The organism is Amycolatopsis sp. PS_44_ISF1, assembly GCF_032335455.1.
Taxonomy (GTDB): Bacteria; Actinomycetota; Actinomycetes; order Mycobacteriales; family Pseudonocardiaceae; genus Amycolatopsis.
Genome location: NZ_JANUXO010000004.1, coordinates 386,929 through 403,578, shown reverse-complemented (window position 1 = coordinate 403,578; position 16,650 = coordinate 386,929). Strand labels below are relative to the sequence as shown.

Sequence of the window (16,650 nt, the reverse complement as noted above, 5' to 3'; positions counted from 1 at the left end):
ACGGGGAACAAGCCTATGCGCTGCCGGTGGTTTTTTCGCCGTGAGCAGCGAATCGTGAACATCACGGAACCGTCGGTGCCCGAAAGTCGTTGGAGTGGTTCGTGCGATGGTTCCCGGGGCACCGTTCGGCGGACGTGCTGCCGAGCCCCAACATCTGGTACTACCAGCAGGCGTACGAAGTCGAAAACCGGGCGCAGGACGTCGAAGGCGAGATTTGGCGCGTTGCGCGCGAAGAGTGCGACTGGGCCGGTCGTGACGTGCTCGACCTCGGCTGCGGAGACGGGTTCCATTTGCCGTACTTCGCCCGCGACGCCCGCTCGGTGCTCGGCGTGGAGCCGCACGCCCCGCTCGCGCGTGACGCGGCGAAGCGGGTGGCGGCGCTGCCGAGCACCGAGGTCCGCCAGGGCCGTGCGCAGCGGCTACCGGTGGAGGACGTGAGTGTCGATGTGGTGCACGCGAGGACCGCGTACTTCTTCGGCCCGGGCTGCGAACCGGGGCTGCGTGAAGCGGAACGCGTGCTGCGGCCGGGCGGCTCGATCCTGATCGTCGACCTGGACGTGACCAGTGAGCCGTACGGCGGGTGGATGCGCGCGGACCTGCCGCACTACGAACCGCCCGCGGTGGAACGGTTCTTCGCGGCCGAGGGCTTCGGCTGCCGCCGGGTCACGACCCGTTGGCGGTTCGCCGACGCCGCCGCGATGGAGTCAGTGCTGAAGATCGAATTCAGCGCGAAGACCGCGAAACGGGCGATCGCCGAGGTTCGGCGGCTGAATCCCGGCGACGGTGAGGTGACGCTGCCGGTGGGCTATCGCGTGCACGCACGGGTCAAGCCCACCGGCCTCGTCGTGCCGGGTCACTCCGCGGATCCGGCGCCCTCGGCGCCCTCCGCGCTTTCCCGGCCGTCCGGGCCCTTTTCGGACTCGTCCTCGACCTCGCCGAGGATCGTGTAGATCGAGCGGCGCGCCTCGTTGAGCACGGCCACCACCCGGGCCTGCTGGCCCGAGCTGCCCGCCCGCATCACCTGCACGACCGCGGCCGCCAGCGTGGCGCCCGCCTTGCGCAGGTCGACCTCGACCGGGTCGACGTCCTCGGCGAAGTGCTCCCACGGCGGGGTCCCGGTCTGCTCCCCGGCGGCGGTACGGCCGGTTTCGGTGAGCTCGAACAGCTTCTTGCCGTTCTCGTCCTTGCTCACGACCAGGTCCTCGTCGGCCAGCATCTGCAAGGTCGGGTAGATCGAGCCGGGGCTGGGCTTCCAGAGCCCGCCACTGCGCTCGCCGATCTCGCGGATGATCTCGTAGCCGTGCCGCGGCTGCTCCGCGAGCAGAGTCAGGATCGCCGCGCGGACATCGCCGCGACGGCCGCGACGCGGGCCGCCGGGGCCTCGCCGTCCGCCCGGACCGCCGTGGCCACGGCGTCCGCCGCGACCACCCAGGCCGAAGCCACCGAAGTCGCCACGGTCCCAGGGGCCGAAGGCCGGACGGCCGTGGTCCCCGTGTTCGTTGTGCTGCCTTCCTGCGAAGGGGTGTTGTCGTCTCATGATGAGCGTTCCTTTCGTGAACTATTGCGACACGTTCACGATATATCGCTAACGGTCGTTCGACAACTATTTTCGAGTGACGCTGGTCACGACGGTCGAGGGCTGGCCGGAACCGGGCCGAGTGGGTGCCGGCAACCGTGGCTGGTTGGCATGGGACACTGGATCTGCTATGACTGCTCTCCCCCTCGTCTTCGATGCGCCCAAGCGCGGCCTGCCGCCGCGCCACCTCGCCGACCTCTCGTCCGCCGAGCGCGCCGAGGCCGTGGCCGCGCTCGGTGAGAAACCGTTCCGCGCCAAGCAGTTGTCGAACCACTACTTCTCGCGCCTGACCGTCGACCCGGCCGAGATGACCGACATCCCGGCCGCGTCGCGCGAGCGCCTGGTCGCCGATCTGATGCCGACGCTGCTGACCGAGGTCCGCGCCCTGGCCGCGGACGACGGCGCCACCCGCAAGACCCTCTGGCGCGCGCACGACGGCACCCTGCTGGAGAGCGTGCTCATGCGGTACCCGGACCGGGCCACGCTGTGCATCTCCAGCCAGGCCGGCTGCGGCATGGCCTGCCCGTTCTGCGCGACCGGGCAGGGCGGGCTCGACCGCAACCTGTCCACGGCGGAGATCGTCGACCAGGTCCGCTCGGCCGCCGCGGTGATGCGCGACGGCGCGATGCCCGGCGGCCCGGGCCGGTTGTCGAACATCGTGTTCATGGGCATGGGCGAGCCGCTGGCGAACTACAAGCGGGTGGTCGCGGCGGTGCGCCGGATAACGGACCCGGCGCCGGGCGGACTGGGCATCGGCCAGCGTTCGGTGACGGTGTCGACGGTGGGCCTGGCTCCGGCGATCCGCAAGCTGGCGGACGAGAAGATGCAGGTGCGGCTGGCCGTTTCGCTGCACACGCCGGACGACGAGCTGCGGGACACCCTGGTGCCGGTGAACGAGCGCTGGTCGGTGGACGAGGTGCTCTCGGCCGCTCGCTACTACGCGGACACCTCCGGCCGTCGCGTTTCCATCGAGTACGCGCTGATCCGGGACATCAACGACCAGCCGTGGCGGGCGGAGCTGCTGGCCAAGCGGCTGCGCAAGCACCTGGGCCAGCTGGTGCACGTGAACGTGATCCCGCTGAACCCGACGCCGGGCAGCAAGTGGGACGCGTCGCCGAAGCCGGTGGAGCGGGAGTTCGTGCGGCTGGTCAACGCCGGCGGCGTCGCGTGCACGGTCCGCGACACCCGGGGCCAGGAGATCGCCGCGGCCTGTGGCCAGCTCGCCGCCGAGGGCTGAGTTTTCGTTTCTGTGATGGAGAAATAACCATGATGCCTGCCCCCCGCCTGCTCGACCCGGCGGCCGAAGAGCTGAAGCTCGACGTCTCCGGCCGCACCGCGACCGAGGTCGCCCGCACGGCCCAGACCCTGCTCGGCGACCGGTTCGATTCGGTGAGCTTCATGTACGTGCTGATGCGGGCGTTCGACGTCGACTTCTACGCCGCGCGGGACGCTTCCCGGTGGCACGAGTTCCACGGCGGCCCGCGGGCGCTGTCGGATGCCGATCTGGAGAAGCTGCTGGCTCCGTGGCTCGACCGCTGAACCCGATCACCGGCGGTACCGTCCGCGCCGGGTGGCGGCCGGACCTGGCGGCCTGGACCGTCCGGCCCGGTGGCGCCGAGCTATAGGATCACCGCGTGGTGGGGAATGCCGACAAGCGACAGCACATCCTGGACGTGGCGACGCGCCTGGCCAGGACGGAGGGGTTGCGGGGGCTGAGCGTGCGGTCCGTCGCGGCTGAAGCGGGGATCGGCGCGACGACGCTGCGGACGTACTTCCCGTCGCAGGCGTTGCTCTACCGGGCGGTCGCGGAGCGGCTCGCCGCCCACGCGCTCAGCGACGACTGGATCGGGGACACCTCCCGCACACCGGCGGATCGGCTGCACGCGAGTCTTTCGCAGTTCTTCCCCCGCATGGCGCAGTTGCGGCACGCCCTCACGGTCTGGTTCGAGCTGCTGACCCTCTCGGTCGGGCCCGAGACCAACCCCGAGGTGCTGGAGCTCGTGCGGTCCGGGTACGAGCAGTCGGCCTCGATCGTCGGGCGCTGGTTCACCCGGCTGGCCGAGGACGGGTGCGGGCTGCCGGAACCACCCGAGGTGCTGGCCGGCCGATTTCTGACCATTGTGGACGGACTTCAGCTCGACCTCCTGCTCAACCCGGACGAAGCGGCGCTCGGCCGGGTGGAAGACACGCTTCGCTGGTTCGTGAAGCAGGCCCTGGTCACCGAGGCGGGCTGACCACCCGCTCGGCGAACCACCGCAGGGTGGCCCGCGCGGCATCGAGGTCCGGGCGGATCGCGGCCCGCAGGTACAGGCCGTTGACCACGGCGAACGCGGCCGACACCTGAGCGTCGACCTCATGGGGCCGCAGGTGGCCGTGGCCCGCGAGGATGGTCAGCCACCGGCGTACCGATCCGGCGCCTGATCGCTGCGCGCCGCCGGTGTCCGAGTTCGACATCCGGCACAGCTCGAACCATCCCTCGACCGCCGCGGCGTCCCGGGGCAGCAGCTGGGCCAGGCACTCGTACAGCCGCTCCGACGGCTCGCGCCGCTCGTCGGCGATCGAGAGGTCATCGAGGGGGCAGCGGGCGAGTTCCGCGGCGACCGCCGAGCGCAGATCGGCCTGCGCCGGGAAACGGTGGCGAAGCGTGGTCGCCGGTATCCCCGCCGCGGCCGCGACCCGGCGCACGCTCAGGGAACCGAGCCCTTCCGCCGCCGCCAGGCCGAGCGCGGCCCGCATGACTTCCTCCCGCGTGACCATACGGTCCAGCCTATGCGCACGGCGTGCGGTACGGTGTGCCGTACACTGTGCGGAAACGACCGGAAGTGAGCTGGGAACGATGATCGAAAACCTGCAGCACCTCGTCGGCTCGTGGCCGGGCGCCCTCCAGTGGCTCGGGGTGGCGCTGGTCGCGACCATCCCCTTCGTCGAGAGCTACCTCGGCGGCGTCATCGGCATCGTGGCCGGGGTCCACCCAGTGGCCGCCGCCGTCTGCGCCATCCTGGGCAACGCCGCCATCATGATCGCGATCGCCTTCGTCACCGACTCCGTGCGCCGGCGCGCGACCCGGGGGAAGGAGCGCGAGACCACCCCCGCACGGACCCGGGTCAAGAAGCTGTTCGACCGCTTCGGCGTCCCTGGGGTCGCGCTGCTCGGCCACCCGACGCAGATCTCCGCCGCGGCGCTCATCGCCCTCGGCGCGCCGCGCACCAAGGTGATCGTCTGGGAGCTGGTCTCGATCGTGCTCTGGGGCACGATCGTCGCCGTCCTCGCCGCGTTCGGCATCACCGCCATCGGCTGACCCCACCCCCACCCCCACCCCACCGAGAGAAGAGGAACCGCCATGGATTCCACGACCCGCGCGGCCAAGCCCGGCTGGCCGGAAATCATCGCCGGCGCCGCGGTCTACGCGCTGAGCTACTTGGTCGGACCGCCGATCGTGGTCGCGCTCACCCACGATTCGCCGGTCTCGAGCGGGATCGGGCTGGCCGCGCTCTCCGGGATCATGGGCCTGCTCGGCTTCTTCGCCGCGTTCGGGCTCCGGCTCCGCGCCTGGCCCGCGTTCAGCGTCCGCGCCATCCCGCTGCGCTGGGTCTTCATCGCGCTCGGGTGTGGGCTGCTCGCGCTGGTCCTGACCCGCGTCATCGGCGTGCTCTACGTCGCGATCAGCGGGAGCACGGCCGGTGACGTGCAGGGCGACTACCAGTCCGCGACCGTCGCGGGCGGGGCACCATTCGCGCTGTACCTGCTGGGCATCGCGGTGCTGACCCCGCTGGGGGAGGAGTTCCTGTTCCGGGGCGTGCTCGCCACGGCGCTCACGAAGTACGGCTCCTGGGTGGCCGTGCTCGGCAGCGCCGTCGTCTTCGCGCTGGTCCACGGCATCAACCTGGCGCTGATCCCGGCGGTGGTCGTCGGCGTGCTCAACGGCGTCCTGCTGGTGCGCAGCGAGTCGGTGTGGCCGGGGGTGATCGTGCACGCGGTGAACAACGGCCTGGGCGCGGTCCTGGCGCTACTGGCCGGCTCCTGAGCCACGGGTGGCCCGAGCCGCGGTGCCCGGCCCGGGCGGGTCACCGCGGATCGGGCTCAGTACGTGTCCTGGCCCGCCGGGGCCCGCCGGATCACCAGTTGCCCGCCCTCGGCGGTCCGGACCGCGACCGCGTGCAGGCCCGGTTCACCGGGGACGAACCGCAGCGGCAGCCGGTCGAAGGTCTCCGCGCCGATGTGCTCGCGAAACAGCGCGCGGTCGCCGGCCACCTCCAGCCAGGCCACGCCCGCGGCGGCCCGGTCGCCCGCCACCTCGCGCCGGGCCGGGTTCTTGGCCGGATCTTCGCGGTAGTACCAGTTCGGCAGGCCCTGCTGCCGGGCCCGCCGGGCCACTTCCCCGGACGGGGTGCTGGTGATCACGCGCTGGGTGCCGTCGGGCTCGCGCCGGCCCGGCCGGACCTGGACCTCGCTGCCCAGCCGCGCGGCGACCTGGTCCAGCTCCTCGCGGGTGTCCGCGCGCAGGCACCAGAACATCCACCGGTCGCCACCGTCGGCGGTGGCCCGCCGGAACCACTCCGCCGGGCCTTCGGCCACCCCGGTGATGCCCTCGACCTCCAGGTAGACGTCACCGCCCAACGGGAAGATCCAGTTGCTCAGCCCGCCGCTGAACACCCCGCCCGGATAACTGCCCAGTCCGGTCTCTTCGGTCAGTTTCCGCACGCCCCGGTCGAAATCCGGCACGCCCAGCGCCATGTGGTCCAGGTGGAACAACCCAACCTCCGGTTCGCGGGAAAGCCCTCCAGCCGAGCGTAACGCCCGGGCTCACCCGCGCAGCACGGCGCAGGCCCTCGCCACCCCGTCTTCCCGCCGCAGTCGCGCCGAAACGCGTTCGGCGGAGCGGCGCGCCGGAGGTTGCAGCAGTGTCTCCAGACGACCGGCCAGCGCGTCGGCGGTCAACGAGCGGAGCGGAAGTGGCCGGGGACCCGCGCCGAGGCCGTGCACGCGCGCCCCCCAGAACGGCTGATCGGAGAACATCGGGCAGACCAGCGAAGGAACGCCGGCCCGCAGGGCCGCCGCTGTGGTGCCCGCACCGCCGTGGTGCACGGCGGCCGCCGTGCGCGGGAACAGCCAGGAGTGCGGAACGTCCTTCACCGGCAGCAGGTCTTCGGACTCGGGCACGGCGTCCGCGCCCAGCAGTCCGCGCAGACCCAGCCGGCGCAAGGCGGTGCGGACCGCGGTGAAGGTCGGCTCGGCCCGGTCCGGCCGCATGCTGCCGAAGCCGACGTAAACCGGGGGTGGGCCCGAGGCCAGGAAGTCCCGCAGCCGCGGCGGCGGGGACCATCCCGGTGGCTCGTCCAGGAACCAGTACCCGGTGACGTGCACGCGCGCGGGCCAGTCCGGCGGGCGCGGGATCACCGCCTCGGAAAAACCGCACAGCACGGGGGAATCCCGCCGGGGACCGCGCCACCCGGCCGGGGGCAGGCCGAGCGGGCCGGCCCGCCATCCGTCCACTTCGGACCGGAGCAGCCGCCAGGCCAGGCCGTCCACCACGCCGTAGCTCAAGCGGCGCGGACCCGGCCCCAGCCGCCGAACCCAGGGCAGGAGCGGGTGCGGGAAGAACCGCGTCGGCACGCTGGGCTGGTAGTGCAGTTCGGCGTGCGGGACGCCCAGGTGCTCGGACAGGTGCGTGCCGAGGAAGCCGAGCGTGGGCGCGAGAACCAGGTCCGCGTCCGCCGCCCCGGCGTGCACCTCGGCCAGCAGCCGGTCCAGCAGCGGCCGCAGCACCTCGCGGAATCCGCGCAGGAAGGTCAGGGGGCCGCCGGCGGTCCAGGCGCGCCCGGCCGCCGAGCCGAGGATGGCCGCGGGATCGGCGGACAGCGGGGCGAAACCGAGGCCGTTCTCCTCGGCCAGCGCGCGGAAGGCGGGCGCGGCGAGCACCCGCACCCGGTCGCCGTCCGCGGTGAGGCCCCGGCCCAGCGCGACGCAGGGCTGCACGTCCCCGCGAGAACCGGGGGCGAGGATCACCACCTGACGGCCCCGCGCGCCTCCGGCCGCGCCGGTCACCGGGCGGCTCATCGCTTCGCCGCGGTCAGCCGGTACCGCACCCGGAACGGCAGGTTCGCCAGCACCGCGGCGATCCGCGCGTCGGTGCCGATCAGGTAGCGCGGGGCCGGACGCGGGGTGGTGAGGGCGTGCACGATCGCCTGCGCGGCCTTGCGCGGCGAAACCCCGGCGCGGGCCGAACGCTCGGCGCTGCGGTCCGCCGATTCCAGTTGCGCCCCATACCGTTCGAGCGCCCCGGCGGGCAGCGCGGCCCGCAGTTCCTCCGCCGCCGCCCGCGCCCGGGGCCAGATCGCCGTGGCGACCGCACCCGGCTCGACCAGGACCACGCGGATGCCCGAGGGCGCGAGCTCGGCCCGCAGGGTGTCGGTCAGCCCGACCAGGGCGAACTTCGAAGCGTGGTAGGGCCCGACGATCGGACCCGCGATCCGGCCGCCGATCGAGCCCACCGTCACCACCCGGGCCGCCTCGGCGCGGCGCAGCGCGGGCAGCATGGCCTGGGTCACCGCGAGCTGTCCGGTGACGTTCACCTCCAGCTGCTCCCGGAACGACTCCAGCGGGATGTGCTCCAGCGGCCCGGGCCGCGCGAGGCCGGCGTTGTTGACCAAGCCGTGCAACTGACCGCCGCCGGCGACCCGGGCTCCGGCGGCGGCCACCGAGGCGGTGTCGCGCAGGTCCATCCGCAGCACCGTGACCGCATCGCCGTAGGCCGCCTCCAGCTCACGGCCGGCCTCGCCGGTCCGCACGCTCGCCCACACGTGCGCGCCCCGACGGGCCAGCTCGCCGACGCAGGCGCGCCCGATCCCGCTCGACGCGCCGGTGACCACATAGGACGGCCGGCTCACGAGCCCGCCCCCGCGCCGAGCACCTGCAGCATGCGCGGCCAGGTCTTGTGCAACTGCTCCTGCCAGTACGCCCACTGGTGCGTGCCCGGCCCGTAGAGGTCGGTGGTCACCGGGACACCGAGCCGGCGCAACCGGTCGGCCATGGCCGTGCTCTGCCCGCCGCAGAGGAATTCGAGCAGCATGGCGCCGGGCAGGACGTCGATCGGGAGCTTGCCGTCGAGCGGTCCGGGCAGGCCGTTGCCGGCCGAGAGGTACAGCTCGGTGCCGCGCAGGCGCTCGGCGTTGACCAGCGGGTCGTGCGCCTCCCACAGCGAAGACTGGGCGCGCCGGTCGCCCCAGAGCGCGCCCGGGTCGAGCCGGGCCGAGGCGACGATGGCGTCGGTCAGCAGCTCGCCGGTGGGCCCGGTCGGGTACAGGTTGCCGCTGTAGGACGCGGCGTAGCGGAACACACCGGGCCGCCGCGCCGCCAGCTCGAAGGCGCCGTAACCGCCGAGGGAGAGCCCGGCCCCCGCGCGGCGGCCGTCGCCCCGGTAGCCGCGGTCGACCAGCTGGGGCAGCTCGACCGCGGTGAACGTCTCCCACTGGTTGAGGTCGAGGTCCTTGCCGTAGTTCCACCAGTCGGTGAAGAAGCCCGCCGGGCCCGTCCCCGGCATGACGACCAGGACCCCGGCCCGATCGGCCAGCCGGCGGATGTCGGTGTTGGCGCTCCAGCCGAGGTAGTCCTGCCGCCGGGTCTCCCCGGCCAGCAGGTACACCGCCGGCCACGTGCGGTCCGGTTCCGCGGCGAAGCCGGACGGCAGGATCAGCCGGACCATGGCGTAACCCCCGACGCCGGTCGAGCGGACGGTGAGGTCGAGCGTCCGCGGATCGCCCCCGACGGTGTTCTCCGCGACCACGTGCGAACCGTCGTCCGCTTGGACCCCGGGCCCGGCCTGGTCGGCGAGGGCGGGCGTCGCGACGACCGCCGAGAGCACGAGAGCCAGTACCGGCAGCAAGTATCGATGCGTGCGCATGAGCATTTTTTCTCTTCTCGAAAAAAGGGGCCGGTGGGCCGATAGGGTAGGTGGACCCGGCTGGGAAAAGCAATTGTCCGTCCCAGTGTGAAGCCGGACAATGTGAATCGCAGGCGAACAGACGGACGATCGTTATCCCCCGTGCGGGTGAGTAGCTGCTCACCTAGAGTGACCGAGGTGGGAGTGGGTGGCGCCGAACCCCTTGCATGCCAGCGATATCCGGTAAAACCGCAGCTCACGCGGCGTACTCGCGGGTAATTTTCGTTTTCTTTACCCTCTACCGGTAACCGTTTTCCTGTCGTAGCCTTCCCCCGTGTCACCCGCCCGGCCCAGGCCGGCGCCCGGGCACCGTGTCCCACCGCAGGGACCCCACCCCCCATCAGTGCCCCTTCCGGAAAGGGTGTCCAATGCCTGCCCAGATTATCCGGCGAACCCGTTTCCCGCGTTTCGCGACGCTCGCTCTGATAACCACCGCGGTGGCGGCCGTCACCATTTCCGGTTCGGCCGCCCCGCCTCCGGTGGCCGCGGTTTCCCCCGCGCCGGCCGTGGCACCCCTCCCCCCCCGGCGGACGGGGCGCGGTGGCACGGGCGGCTGGCGCCGGTCCCTCCGCCGGCTGCGGCCCGGTGGACGCACACGGTGCTGCCATCCTCCGCCGTCCCCCGACGGGGCCGCGGGACGGCTTCGACCTCGCCTCCCACTGTCCACATCGGATCGCTCGGACGGCTCGGCCGACCGGCCGGCGTGCACCGGCGTCGTCCACGGCCGGCTGCTCGGCCCGGGCGACACGACCGGGCAGGGCTTCCAGTCCGCCGTGCCCGGCGGGGAGGTCTCCGAGCTCGTCGCCCGGACGGCCCGCCCGGCCGGGCTCACCGCGTGGGCCGAGCGGGCCCGCGACTGCGCCGACGTCACCGTGGACGATCCGGGCGGCACGGCCTCCTCGACGCTCACCGTCGCGCCCGGTCCGGTCGTCCCCGGCGCGGAAACGTTGTCCTACCGGCAAGTCCTGACCCTGCCCGGGCAGCCGCCCGAGGTGGCGGGACTGCGCCTGCGCACCGTCGCCATCGCCGCCGACGACGTGCTGGTCGTGCTCCGCGACGCCGGTGACACCGGCCTCGACCTCACCGCACTGGCCGTCGCCGCGTGGAGCCACGCGGGTCCGCGGCTGGGCCACTGAACCACACCAGCGTTAGGAGAATCCCATGTACCTGGCCCCGGAGAGCTTCCCGGCGGTGGGCGGCACCACCCTGACCGAGTGCTTGCGGCACTGGGCCGCCGTCGCGGGCGACGAGCCCGCGCTGACCTTCGCCGACTACTCGGCCGACCGCGAAGGACGGCAGCGCACCCTGACCTGGCAGCAGTTGCGGCAGCGGGTCGACGCCGCGGCGGCCTCGCTGCCGGTCCAGCCCGGTGACCGGGTCGCGGTGCTCTGCCCACAGGGCATCGGCTACGTCGTCGGGTTCCTCGCCGCGATCACCGCGGGCGCGGCCGCCGTGCCGCTGTTCGAACCCGGGCTGCCCGGGCACGCCGGCCGGCTCACCTCGGTGCTCGCCGACTGCGCGCCCGCGGCCGTGGTCACCACTGCCGCGGCGAAGGGCGCGGTCGGCGAGTTCCTGGCCGGCCGGCCCGGCGGCGGCGACCTCCCGGTGGTGGCGGCCGACCGCCCGGACGCGGAGCCGTCGCGGTCCTGGCCCGGCCCGGCGCCCGCCCCCGACGACGTCGCGTACCTGCAGTACACCTCCGGTTCGACCCGCTCCCCGGCCGGTGTGGTGCTGACCCACGCGAACGTGCTCGCGAACGTCACCCAGGCCGTCACCGGCCTCGGCCTCGACCCGCGTGAGGCCACCACGGTCTCGTGGCTGCCGCTGTTCCACGACATGGGCCTGGTCCTCGGCCTGATCACCCCGCTGGCGCTGGGCCTGCGCTCGGTGCTGATGGACCCGCTCGCGTTCATCGAGCGCCCGGTCCGCTGGCTGGAACTGCTCGGCGACCGGCCCGGGGCCTGGAGCGCCGCGCCGAACTTCGCCTTCCACTACTGCGCGACCCGAGTGCGCGAGACCGACCGGGCCCGCCTGCGCCTGGGCCGGGTCGGCGCGATCATCAACGGGGCCGAGCCGATCAACCCGGACGTGCTCGACCGGTTCCACGCCGCGTTCGCCGGGGCCGGCTACCGGCCGGAGCAGACCCGGCCGTCCTACGGGCTGGCCGAGGCGACCGTGTTCGTGACCACCGGCCCGGCCGCGGCCCCTCGGGTCGGGGTGTTCGACCGGGCGGCGCTCGGCGACGGCGCCGCGGAGCCCGCCGGGGAAGGCGTCCGGCTGGTCGCCTGCGGTGCCCCGGCCGGCCAGCGGGTGGCCGTCGCCGACCCGGCCACCGGCATCGCGCTCCCGGACGGCTCGGTCGGCGAGATCTGGATCCACGGGCCGAACGTCGGCGCCGGGTACTGGCAGAAACCGCTGGAGAGCGAAGAAACCTTCGGTGCCCGGCTATCCGGCGAGCGGGGCGGCCGGCCCGAGGGACCGTGGCTGCGCACCGGCGACCTCGGCTTCCACCACGGGGGCGAGCTGTACATCGCCGGGCGGATCAAGGACCTGCTCATCGTCGACGGCCGCAACCACTACCCGCAGGACGTCGAGGCGACCGTCGCCTCGGCCGACCGCGGCATCCGGCCGGGCAGCGTGGCCGCGTTCGCCGTCGCCGGCGGGGAGACCGAATCCGCCGTGGTCGTGGCCGAGCACCGCGGGCACGGCGAGCTGGACGAAGCGGGGGAGCGGGACCTCGTCGCGGCGGTCCGCCGCCTCGTGTCCGACGCGCACGGGCTGGCCCTGCGCGAGGTCGTCCTGGTCCCGGCGGGTCTCGTCCCGCGCACTTCCAGCGGCAAGATCGCGCGCGGCGCCTGCCGTGACCGCTACCTCGAAGGCGACTACGGAAAGGTCCTGGCGCGATGAGCAACCCCGCCACCCTCGACTCGGCCGCGCTCAACGCGGAGGCACTGCTGCGCTGGCTGCTGGACACCGTCGCCGAGCACACCGGCACCGACCCGGCCCGGATCGACGCCGCCCGTCCGCTCGGTGACTTCGGCCTGTCCTCTCGCCAGGCCGTGGGCATCGTCGCGGACCTGGAAGAGCGGCTCGGCACCCGGCTGCCCGCGACCCTGCTGTGGGAGAGCCCGACGCTGGGCCACCTCGTCCGGAGCCTGACCGGCGACGCCGCCGCGGCGCCGGAACCCGCGCCGGTGCCGGGCTCCGACCGGCGCCGGGCCGAGCCGATCGCTGTGATCGGCCTCGGCTGCCGCTGGCCCGGCGCGGACGGGCTCGACGCGTACTGGGACCTGCTGCGCAGCGGACGGGATGCCGTCCGGACCGCGCCGGCGGACCGCTGGAACGCCGACGCCGCACCGGTGCTCGGCGGTTTCCTCGACGACGTCGCGGGGTTCGACGCCGAGCACTTCGGCATCACCCCGCGGGAAGCGGCGACGATGGACCCGCAGCAGCGGATGCTCCTGGAGGTCGCCTGGGCCGCGCTGGAGCACGCGGGGATCGCCCCGGCCTCGCTGCGCGGCAGCCGCACCGGCGTGTTCACCGGCATCTCGACCCACGACTACGGCCACCTCACCATGGCCGCGGGCGGGGTCGACCTGTGGACGGCCACCGGCGCGGCCGGCAGCATCTCGGCCAACCGGCTGTCCTACGTGTACGACCTGCGCGGGCCGAGCCTGGCCGTGGACACCGCTTGCTCCTCCTCGCTGGTCGCGGTGCACCACGCGGTGCGGGCGCTGCGCGAGGGGGAAGCCGACCTGGCGCTGGCCGGCGGGGTCAACCTGATGCTGGTGCCGGGGCCGACCGCCGCGTTCGCCGCGGCCGGGCTGCTGGCCGGGGACGGCCGGTGCAAGACCTTTTCCGCCGGGGCCGACGGCATTGCGCGCGCCGAGGGCTGCGGGGTCGTGGTGCTGAAACGGCTCTCCGACGCCGAGTACGACGGTGACCGGGTGCTCGCGGTGATCCGCTCGTCCGCGGTCAACTCCGATGGCCGGTCCCACGGGCTGGCCGCGCCCAACCCGATGGCGCAGCAGGAGATGCTGCGCGAGGCCTACCGCGGCCAAGACCCGTCCACAGTGGACTACGTCGAGGCGCACGGCACCGGCACCCAGCTCGGCGACCCGATCGAGGCCCGTTCGCTCGGCGCGGTGCTGGGCGCGGGCCGCGCACCCGGCCGTCCCCTGCTGATCGGCTCGGTGAAGACCAACATCGCGCACGCGGAAGCCGCGGCCGGGATCGCCGGGCTGATCAAGGTGGTGCTGGCGATGACCCACGACGTGCTGCCGCCGCAGCTGCACTTCACCGAGCCCAGCCCGCACATCGGGTTCGACGGTCTGGGACTGCGGGTGGTCACCGGGCCCACGCCGTGGCCCCGCTACGCCGGGCGGGCCACCGCCGGGGTGTCCGCGTTCGGGTTCGGCGGGACCAACGCCCACGTGGTGCTCGAACAGGCCCCGGCGGCGGCGCCGGACCCGGAACCCGGAGGCGTCCGGCTCACGGTGCTGTCCGCGCGCACCCCGGACCGGCTGGCCGAGCGGGCCGCGCAGCTGGCGGACTGGCTGGATTCCCCGGCCGGACGGGGGGAAGAACTGGCCGACGTCGCCCATACGCTGCTCCGCCGGGACAACGGCGCCCCGCACCGGGCCGCGTTCGTCGCCGGGGACACCGCCGAACTGGCCTCGCTGCTGCGAGGGATCGGCGCCGAACCGCGGCCGGCGGGGGTGGCGACCGGCACGGTCCTGGCCTCGGACGGTCCGGTGTTCGTGTTCTCCGGCCACGGTTCGCAGTGGGCCGGGATGGGCCGCGGGCTGCTGGCCGCCGAACCCGGGTTCGCCGCGCAGGTCGAGAAGCTCGGGGACCGGTTCACCGAGCACACCGGACGTTCGCTGCGCGCGCTGCTGACCGCACCGGAACCGTTGTCCCTGCCGGAAAACCAGCTCGCGATCTTCGGCCTGCAGGTCGCGCTGGCCGCGTTGTGGGAATCGCTGGGCGTCCGGCCGGCGGCGGTGATCGGGCACTCGCTCGGCTCCGCGGCCGCCGCCGTGGTGAGCGGGGCGCTCGACGCCGACGAGGGGGTCCACCTGGTCGCCACCCGGGCCCGCCTGCTCGGCACCATCCGCCCGGGCGGTGCGATGGCCGCGGTGGAGCTCTCCCCCGAGGAGCTGGCCGCCTTCCCCGGGCTCGAGCCGGCCGCCGACTCCGCACCGCGGCAGCTCACCGTCGCCGGGAGCACCGAGGCGACCGGCCGGCTGGTGCTGCGGCTCGAAGCCGCCGGACGGTCCGCGCGGCGGCTGCCGGTGGAGGTGGCCGGTCATTCGGCCGCGGTCGAGCCGGTGCTGCCCGCGCTGCGGGACGCGCTGGCCGAGCTGGGCGGGCGGCGGCCGGGCGTGCCCTGGTACGACACCGTGCTGACCGAGCCGCGGGAACGGCCGGACTTCGACGCCGGCTACTGGGCCGCGCACCTGCGCCGCCCGGTCCGGTTCCGGCAGGCGGTGGCGGCCGCGGCCGAGGACGGGCACCGCGCCTTCGTCGAGGTCTCGCCCCACCCGATCCTGCGTGGTTCGACCACCCGCACCCTGGCCGCCGAGGGGATCGAGGACGCCGTGGTCACCGGCACCCTGCGCCGTGGCCAGGACGAGGTCCGCGCCCTGGGGGCCGCCGCGGCCGAGCTGTACTGCGCGGGCACCCGCATCACCTCGGCCGAGGCCCGCCCCGGCGCCCGGCTGGTGGACGTGCCGCCGATGCCGTGGCGGCGGGAGCGGCACTGGTACACCTCGGCGGAGGTGACACGGGCGACCGCCGAAGCTCGTGAGGCCGCGCCGAACCGGGAGCCGGCCGCCGAAGCCGAACCGGAAGCGCTCGCGCCCGCGGACCGGCTCACCGGGATCGCCGCCGCGATCATGGGTCTCTCGCCGGCCCGTCTCGACCTCCACGTCCCACTGGTCGAACTCGGGCTGGACTCGCTGATGGCCCAACGGATCCGGGAGGCGGTCCGGCGTGAGCTGGGGGTTGAGCCCGACCTTGCCGCCGTGCTGCGCGGCGCCACCCTGGCCGACCTCGGCCGCGCGCTCGGCGACGGGCCGCCGGAGAGCGGCCCGGCCTGGGACGCGGCCGACCGGCTCGTGCTGCGCCTGTGGGCCGGGATCACCGGGACCGAGCCGGCCGGCCCCCAGCTCCGGCTGACCGGCACCGAGCGGCCCGGGCCGCTGGCCGAGCTGCTCGCCGCCCGGCTTTCGGCCGAGCTGGACACCCCGTTCGACCCGGTCGAGCTGCTGGAACACGATTCGCTGGCGGCGATCTCCGACGCCGTCCGGGCCGGGCTCGACGCCCGGGAGGACCGCGGACCGGTCCACGCGCTCGCGACCGGTGACGCCACCACTGCGCCGCTGCTGCTGTTCCACCCCGGCGGCAGCACCTGCACGGCCTACCGGCCGCTGCTGGACCGGCTGCCCGCCGGACTGCCGTGCTTGGGCTTCGAACGCGTCGCCGGGGCGAGCATCGAGGAACGCGTCGAACAGTTGCTCCCGCTGGTCCGCGCGGCCTGCCCGCCGGGGCCGTACCGGCTGGCCGGGTGGTCGTTCGGCGGGGCGCTGGCCTACGGCGTCGCCGCGCGGCTGGCCGAGGAGGGCGCGGAGGTCGAGTTCGTCGCGCTCATCGACACCATGCTGCCGCTGCCCGAGCCCGACCTCACGCCCCAGGAGTCCTCGGCCCGGCGGTTCCTGCGCTTCGGCGCCTACGTCGGGCAGGTGTACGAGCGGCCCGTCCGCCTGGACCACGACGAGCTGGCGGCCCTGCCCGAACCCGAGCAGATCGAGCTGACCATGGGCCGGGTCGCCGAAGCCGGGCTGCTCAGCCCGGGCGTGCTCCGGCACCAGCGGCAGTCCTTTTTGGACACAATGGCGGCCGAACGCGCGACCCCGCGGCCGTACGCCGGCCGGGTCGTGCTGTACCGGGCGACCGAGCCGTACGCGGCCGGGCTGGCGATGGAGCCGCGTTACTCCCGCCGGGACCCCGACGCGGGCTGGGCGCGGCTGTGCCCGCGGCTGGAGATCGTGCCGGTGGCGGCGCACCACCTCTCGGTCGTCGACCCGCCGCACGTCGACGTGGTCGCGAGGCACCTGACCGGGCTGCTGTGACC

At 74.0% G+C, this 16,650-nt stretch carries 15 protein-coding genes; 9 read left to right on the top strand and 6 right to left on the bottom strand.

Going from position 1 to position 16,650, the window contains the following annotated elements; genetic code table 11:
- Window positions 1–101 precede the first annotated feature (101 nt).
- Window positions 102–950 (top strand): class I SAM-dependent methyltransferase, encoded by an 849-nt coding sequence (locus NYF13_RS31710; protein WP_315661611.1) that lies wholly within the window; start codon window positions 102–104, stop codon window positions 948–950.
- On the opposite strand, the gene NYF13_RS31705 is transcribed toward NYF13_RS31710, so the two are convergent.
- Window positions 854–1,537, bottom strand: coding sequence for a PadR family transcriptional regulator (locus NYF13_RS31705; RefSeq protein ID WP_315661610.1), 684 nt, complete (start codon window positions 1,535–1,537; stop codon window positions 854–856). The genes NYF13_RS31710 and NYF13_RS31705 overlap by 97 nt on opposite strands.
- 169 nt (window positions 1,538–1,706) lie before the next feature.
- Here NYF13_RS31705 and rlmN point away from each other — a divergent pair, with 169 nt between their 5' ends.
- From rlmN to NYF13_RS31690, 3 genes are all read left to right on the top strand, one after another.
- Window positions 1,707–2,813, top strand: coding sequence for a 23S rRNA (adenine(2503)-C(2))-methyltransferase RlmN (gene rlmN, locus NYF13_RS31700; RefSeq protein WP_315661609.1), 1,107 nt, complete (start codon window positions 1,707–1,709; stop codon window positions 2,811–2,813).
- Window positions 2,814–2,842: 29 nt separating this feature from the next.
- Window positions 2,843–3,115: a hypothetical protein gene (locus tag NYF13_RS31695; RefSeq protein WP_315661608.1), complete on the top strand. Its 273-nt coding sequence runs from the start codon at window positions 2,843–2,845 to the stop codon at window positions 3,113–3,115.
- A 95-nt stretch (window positions 3,116–3,210) separates the two neighbouring features.
- Complete coding sequence (locus tag NYF13_RS31690) at window positions 3,211–3,810, top strand: TetR/AcrR family transcriptional regulator (protein WP_315661607.1); 600 nt, start codon at window positions 3,211–3,213, stop codon at window positions 3,808–3,810.
- On the opposite strand, the gene NYF13_RS31685 is transcribed toward NYF13_RS31690, so the two are convergent.
- Window positions 3,794–4,333, bottom strand: a complete 540-nt coding sequence (locus tag NYF13_RS31685) for a TetR family transcriptional regulator (protein WP_315661606.1) — start codon at window positions 4,331–4,333, stop codon at window positions 3,794–3,796. The two genes, NYF13_RS31690 and NYF13_RS31685, sit on opposite strands and share 17 nt — an antisense overlap.
- Before the next feature lie 79 nt (window positions 4,334–4,412).
- On the opposite strand from NYF13_RS31685, the gene NYF13_RS31680 reads away from it, so the two are divergent.
- Together NYF13_RS31680 and NYF13_RS31675 are read left to right on the top strand one after the other, a co-directional pair.
- Entirely contained in the window at window positions 4,413–4,874 is a 462-nt protein-coding gene (locus tag NYF13_RS31680; protein WP_315661605.1) for a hypothetical protein, read from the top strand.
- 42 nt (window positions 4,875–4,916) lie between these two features.
- On the top strand, window positions 4,917–5,600 hold the full coding sequence (locus NYF13_RS31675; RefSeq protein ID WP_315661604.1) for a type II CAAX endopeptidase family protein: 684 nt from the start codon (window positions 4,917–4,919) through the stop codon (window positions 5,598–5,600).
- A gap of 56 nt (window positions 5,601–5,656) precedes the next feature.
- On the opposite strand, the gene NYF13_RS31670 is transcribed toward NYF13_RS31675, so the two are convergent.
- From NYF13_RS31670 to NYF13_RS31655, 4 genes are read right to left on the bottom strand one after another with little or no spacing between them, the layout of a single operon-like run.
- Window positions 5,657–6,328 (bottom strand): VOC family protein, encoded by a 672-nt coding sequence (locus tag NYF13_RS31670; RefSeq protein ID WP_315661603.1) that lies wholly within the window; start codon window positions 6,326–6,328, stop codon window positions 5,657–5,659.
- A gap of 51 nt (window positions 6,329–6,379) precedes the next feature.
- Entirely contained in the window at window positions 6,380–7,633 is a 1,254-nt protein-coding gene (locus NYF13_RS31665) for a glycosyltransferase (protein WP_315661602.1), read from the bottom strand.
- Window positions 7,630–8,463: an SDR family NAD(P)-dependent oxidoreductase gene (locus NYF13_RS31660; protein WP_315661601.1), complete on the bottom strand. Its 834-nt coding sequence runs from the start codon at window positions 8,461–8,463 to the stop codon at window positions 7,630–7,632. Before NYF13_RS31660 ends, NYF13_RS31665 begins: the two co-directional genes overlap by 4 nt.
- A complete protein-coding gene (locus NYF13_RS31655; RefSeq protein WP_315661600.1) occupies window positions 8,460–9,476 on the bottom strand; it encodes an alpha/beta hydrolase family protein in 1,017 nt (338 codons plus the stop codon). Before NYF13_RS31655 ends, NYF13_RS31660 begins: the two co-directional genes overlap by 4 nt.
- Before the next feature lie 812 nt (window positions 9,477–10,288).
- Between NYF13_RS31655 and NYF13_RS31650 the strand changes: the two genes are divergently transcribed.
- From NYF13_RS31650 to NYF13_RS31640, 3 genes are read left to right on the top strand one after another with little or no spacing between them, the layout of a single operon-like run.
- Window positions 10,289–10,651, top strand: a complete 363-nt coding sequence (locus tag NYF13_RS31650) for a hypothetical protein (protein WP_315661599.1) — start codon at window positions 10,289–10,291, stop codon at window positions 10,649–10,651.
- A 25-nt stretch (window positions 10,652–10,676) separates the two neighbouring features.
- The gene (locus NYF13_RS31645; RefSeq protein WP_315661598.1) at window positions 10,677–12,422 is read left to right on the top strand and encodes a fatty acyl-AMP ligase; all 1,746 of its coding nucleotides are present in this window, start codon (window positions 10,677–10,679) and stop codon (window positions 12,420–12,422) included.
- Window positions 12,419–16,648 carry a beta-ketoacyl synthase N-terminal-like domain-containing protein gene (locus NYF13_RS31640; protein WP_315661597.1) on the top strand — a complete coding sequence of 1,410 codons (4,230 nt, stop codon included), beginning with the start codon at window positions 12,419–12,421 and terminating at the stop codon, window positions 16,646–16,648. The genes NYF13_RS31645 and NYF13_RS31640 overlap by 4 nt, the downstream gene beginning before the upstream one ends.
- Window positions 16,649–16,650 lie beyond the last annotated feature (2 nt).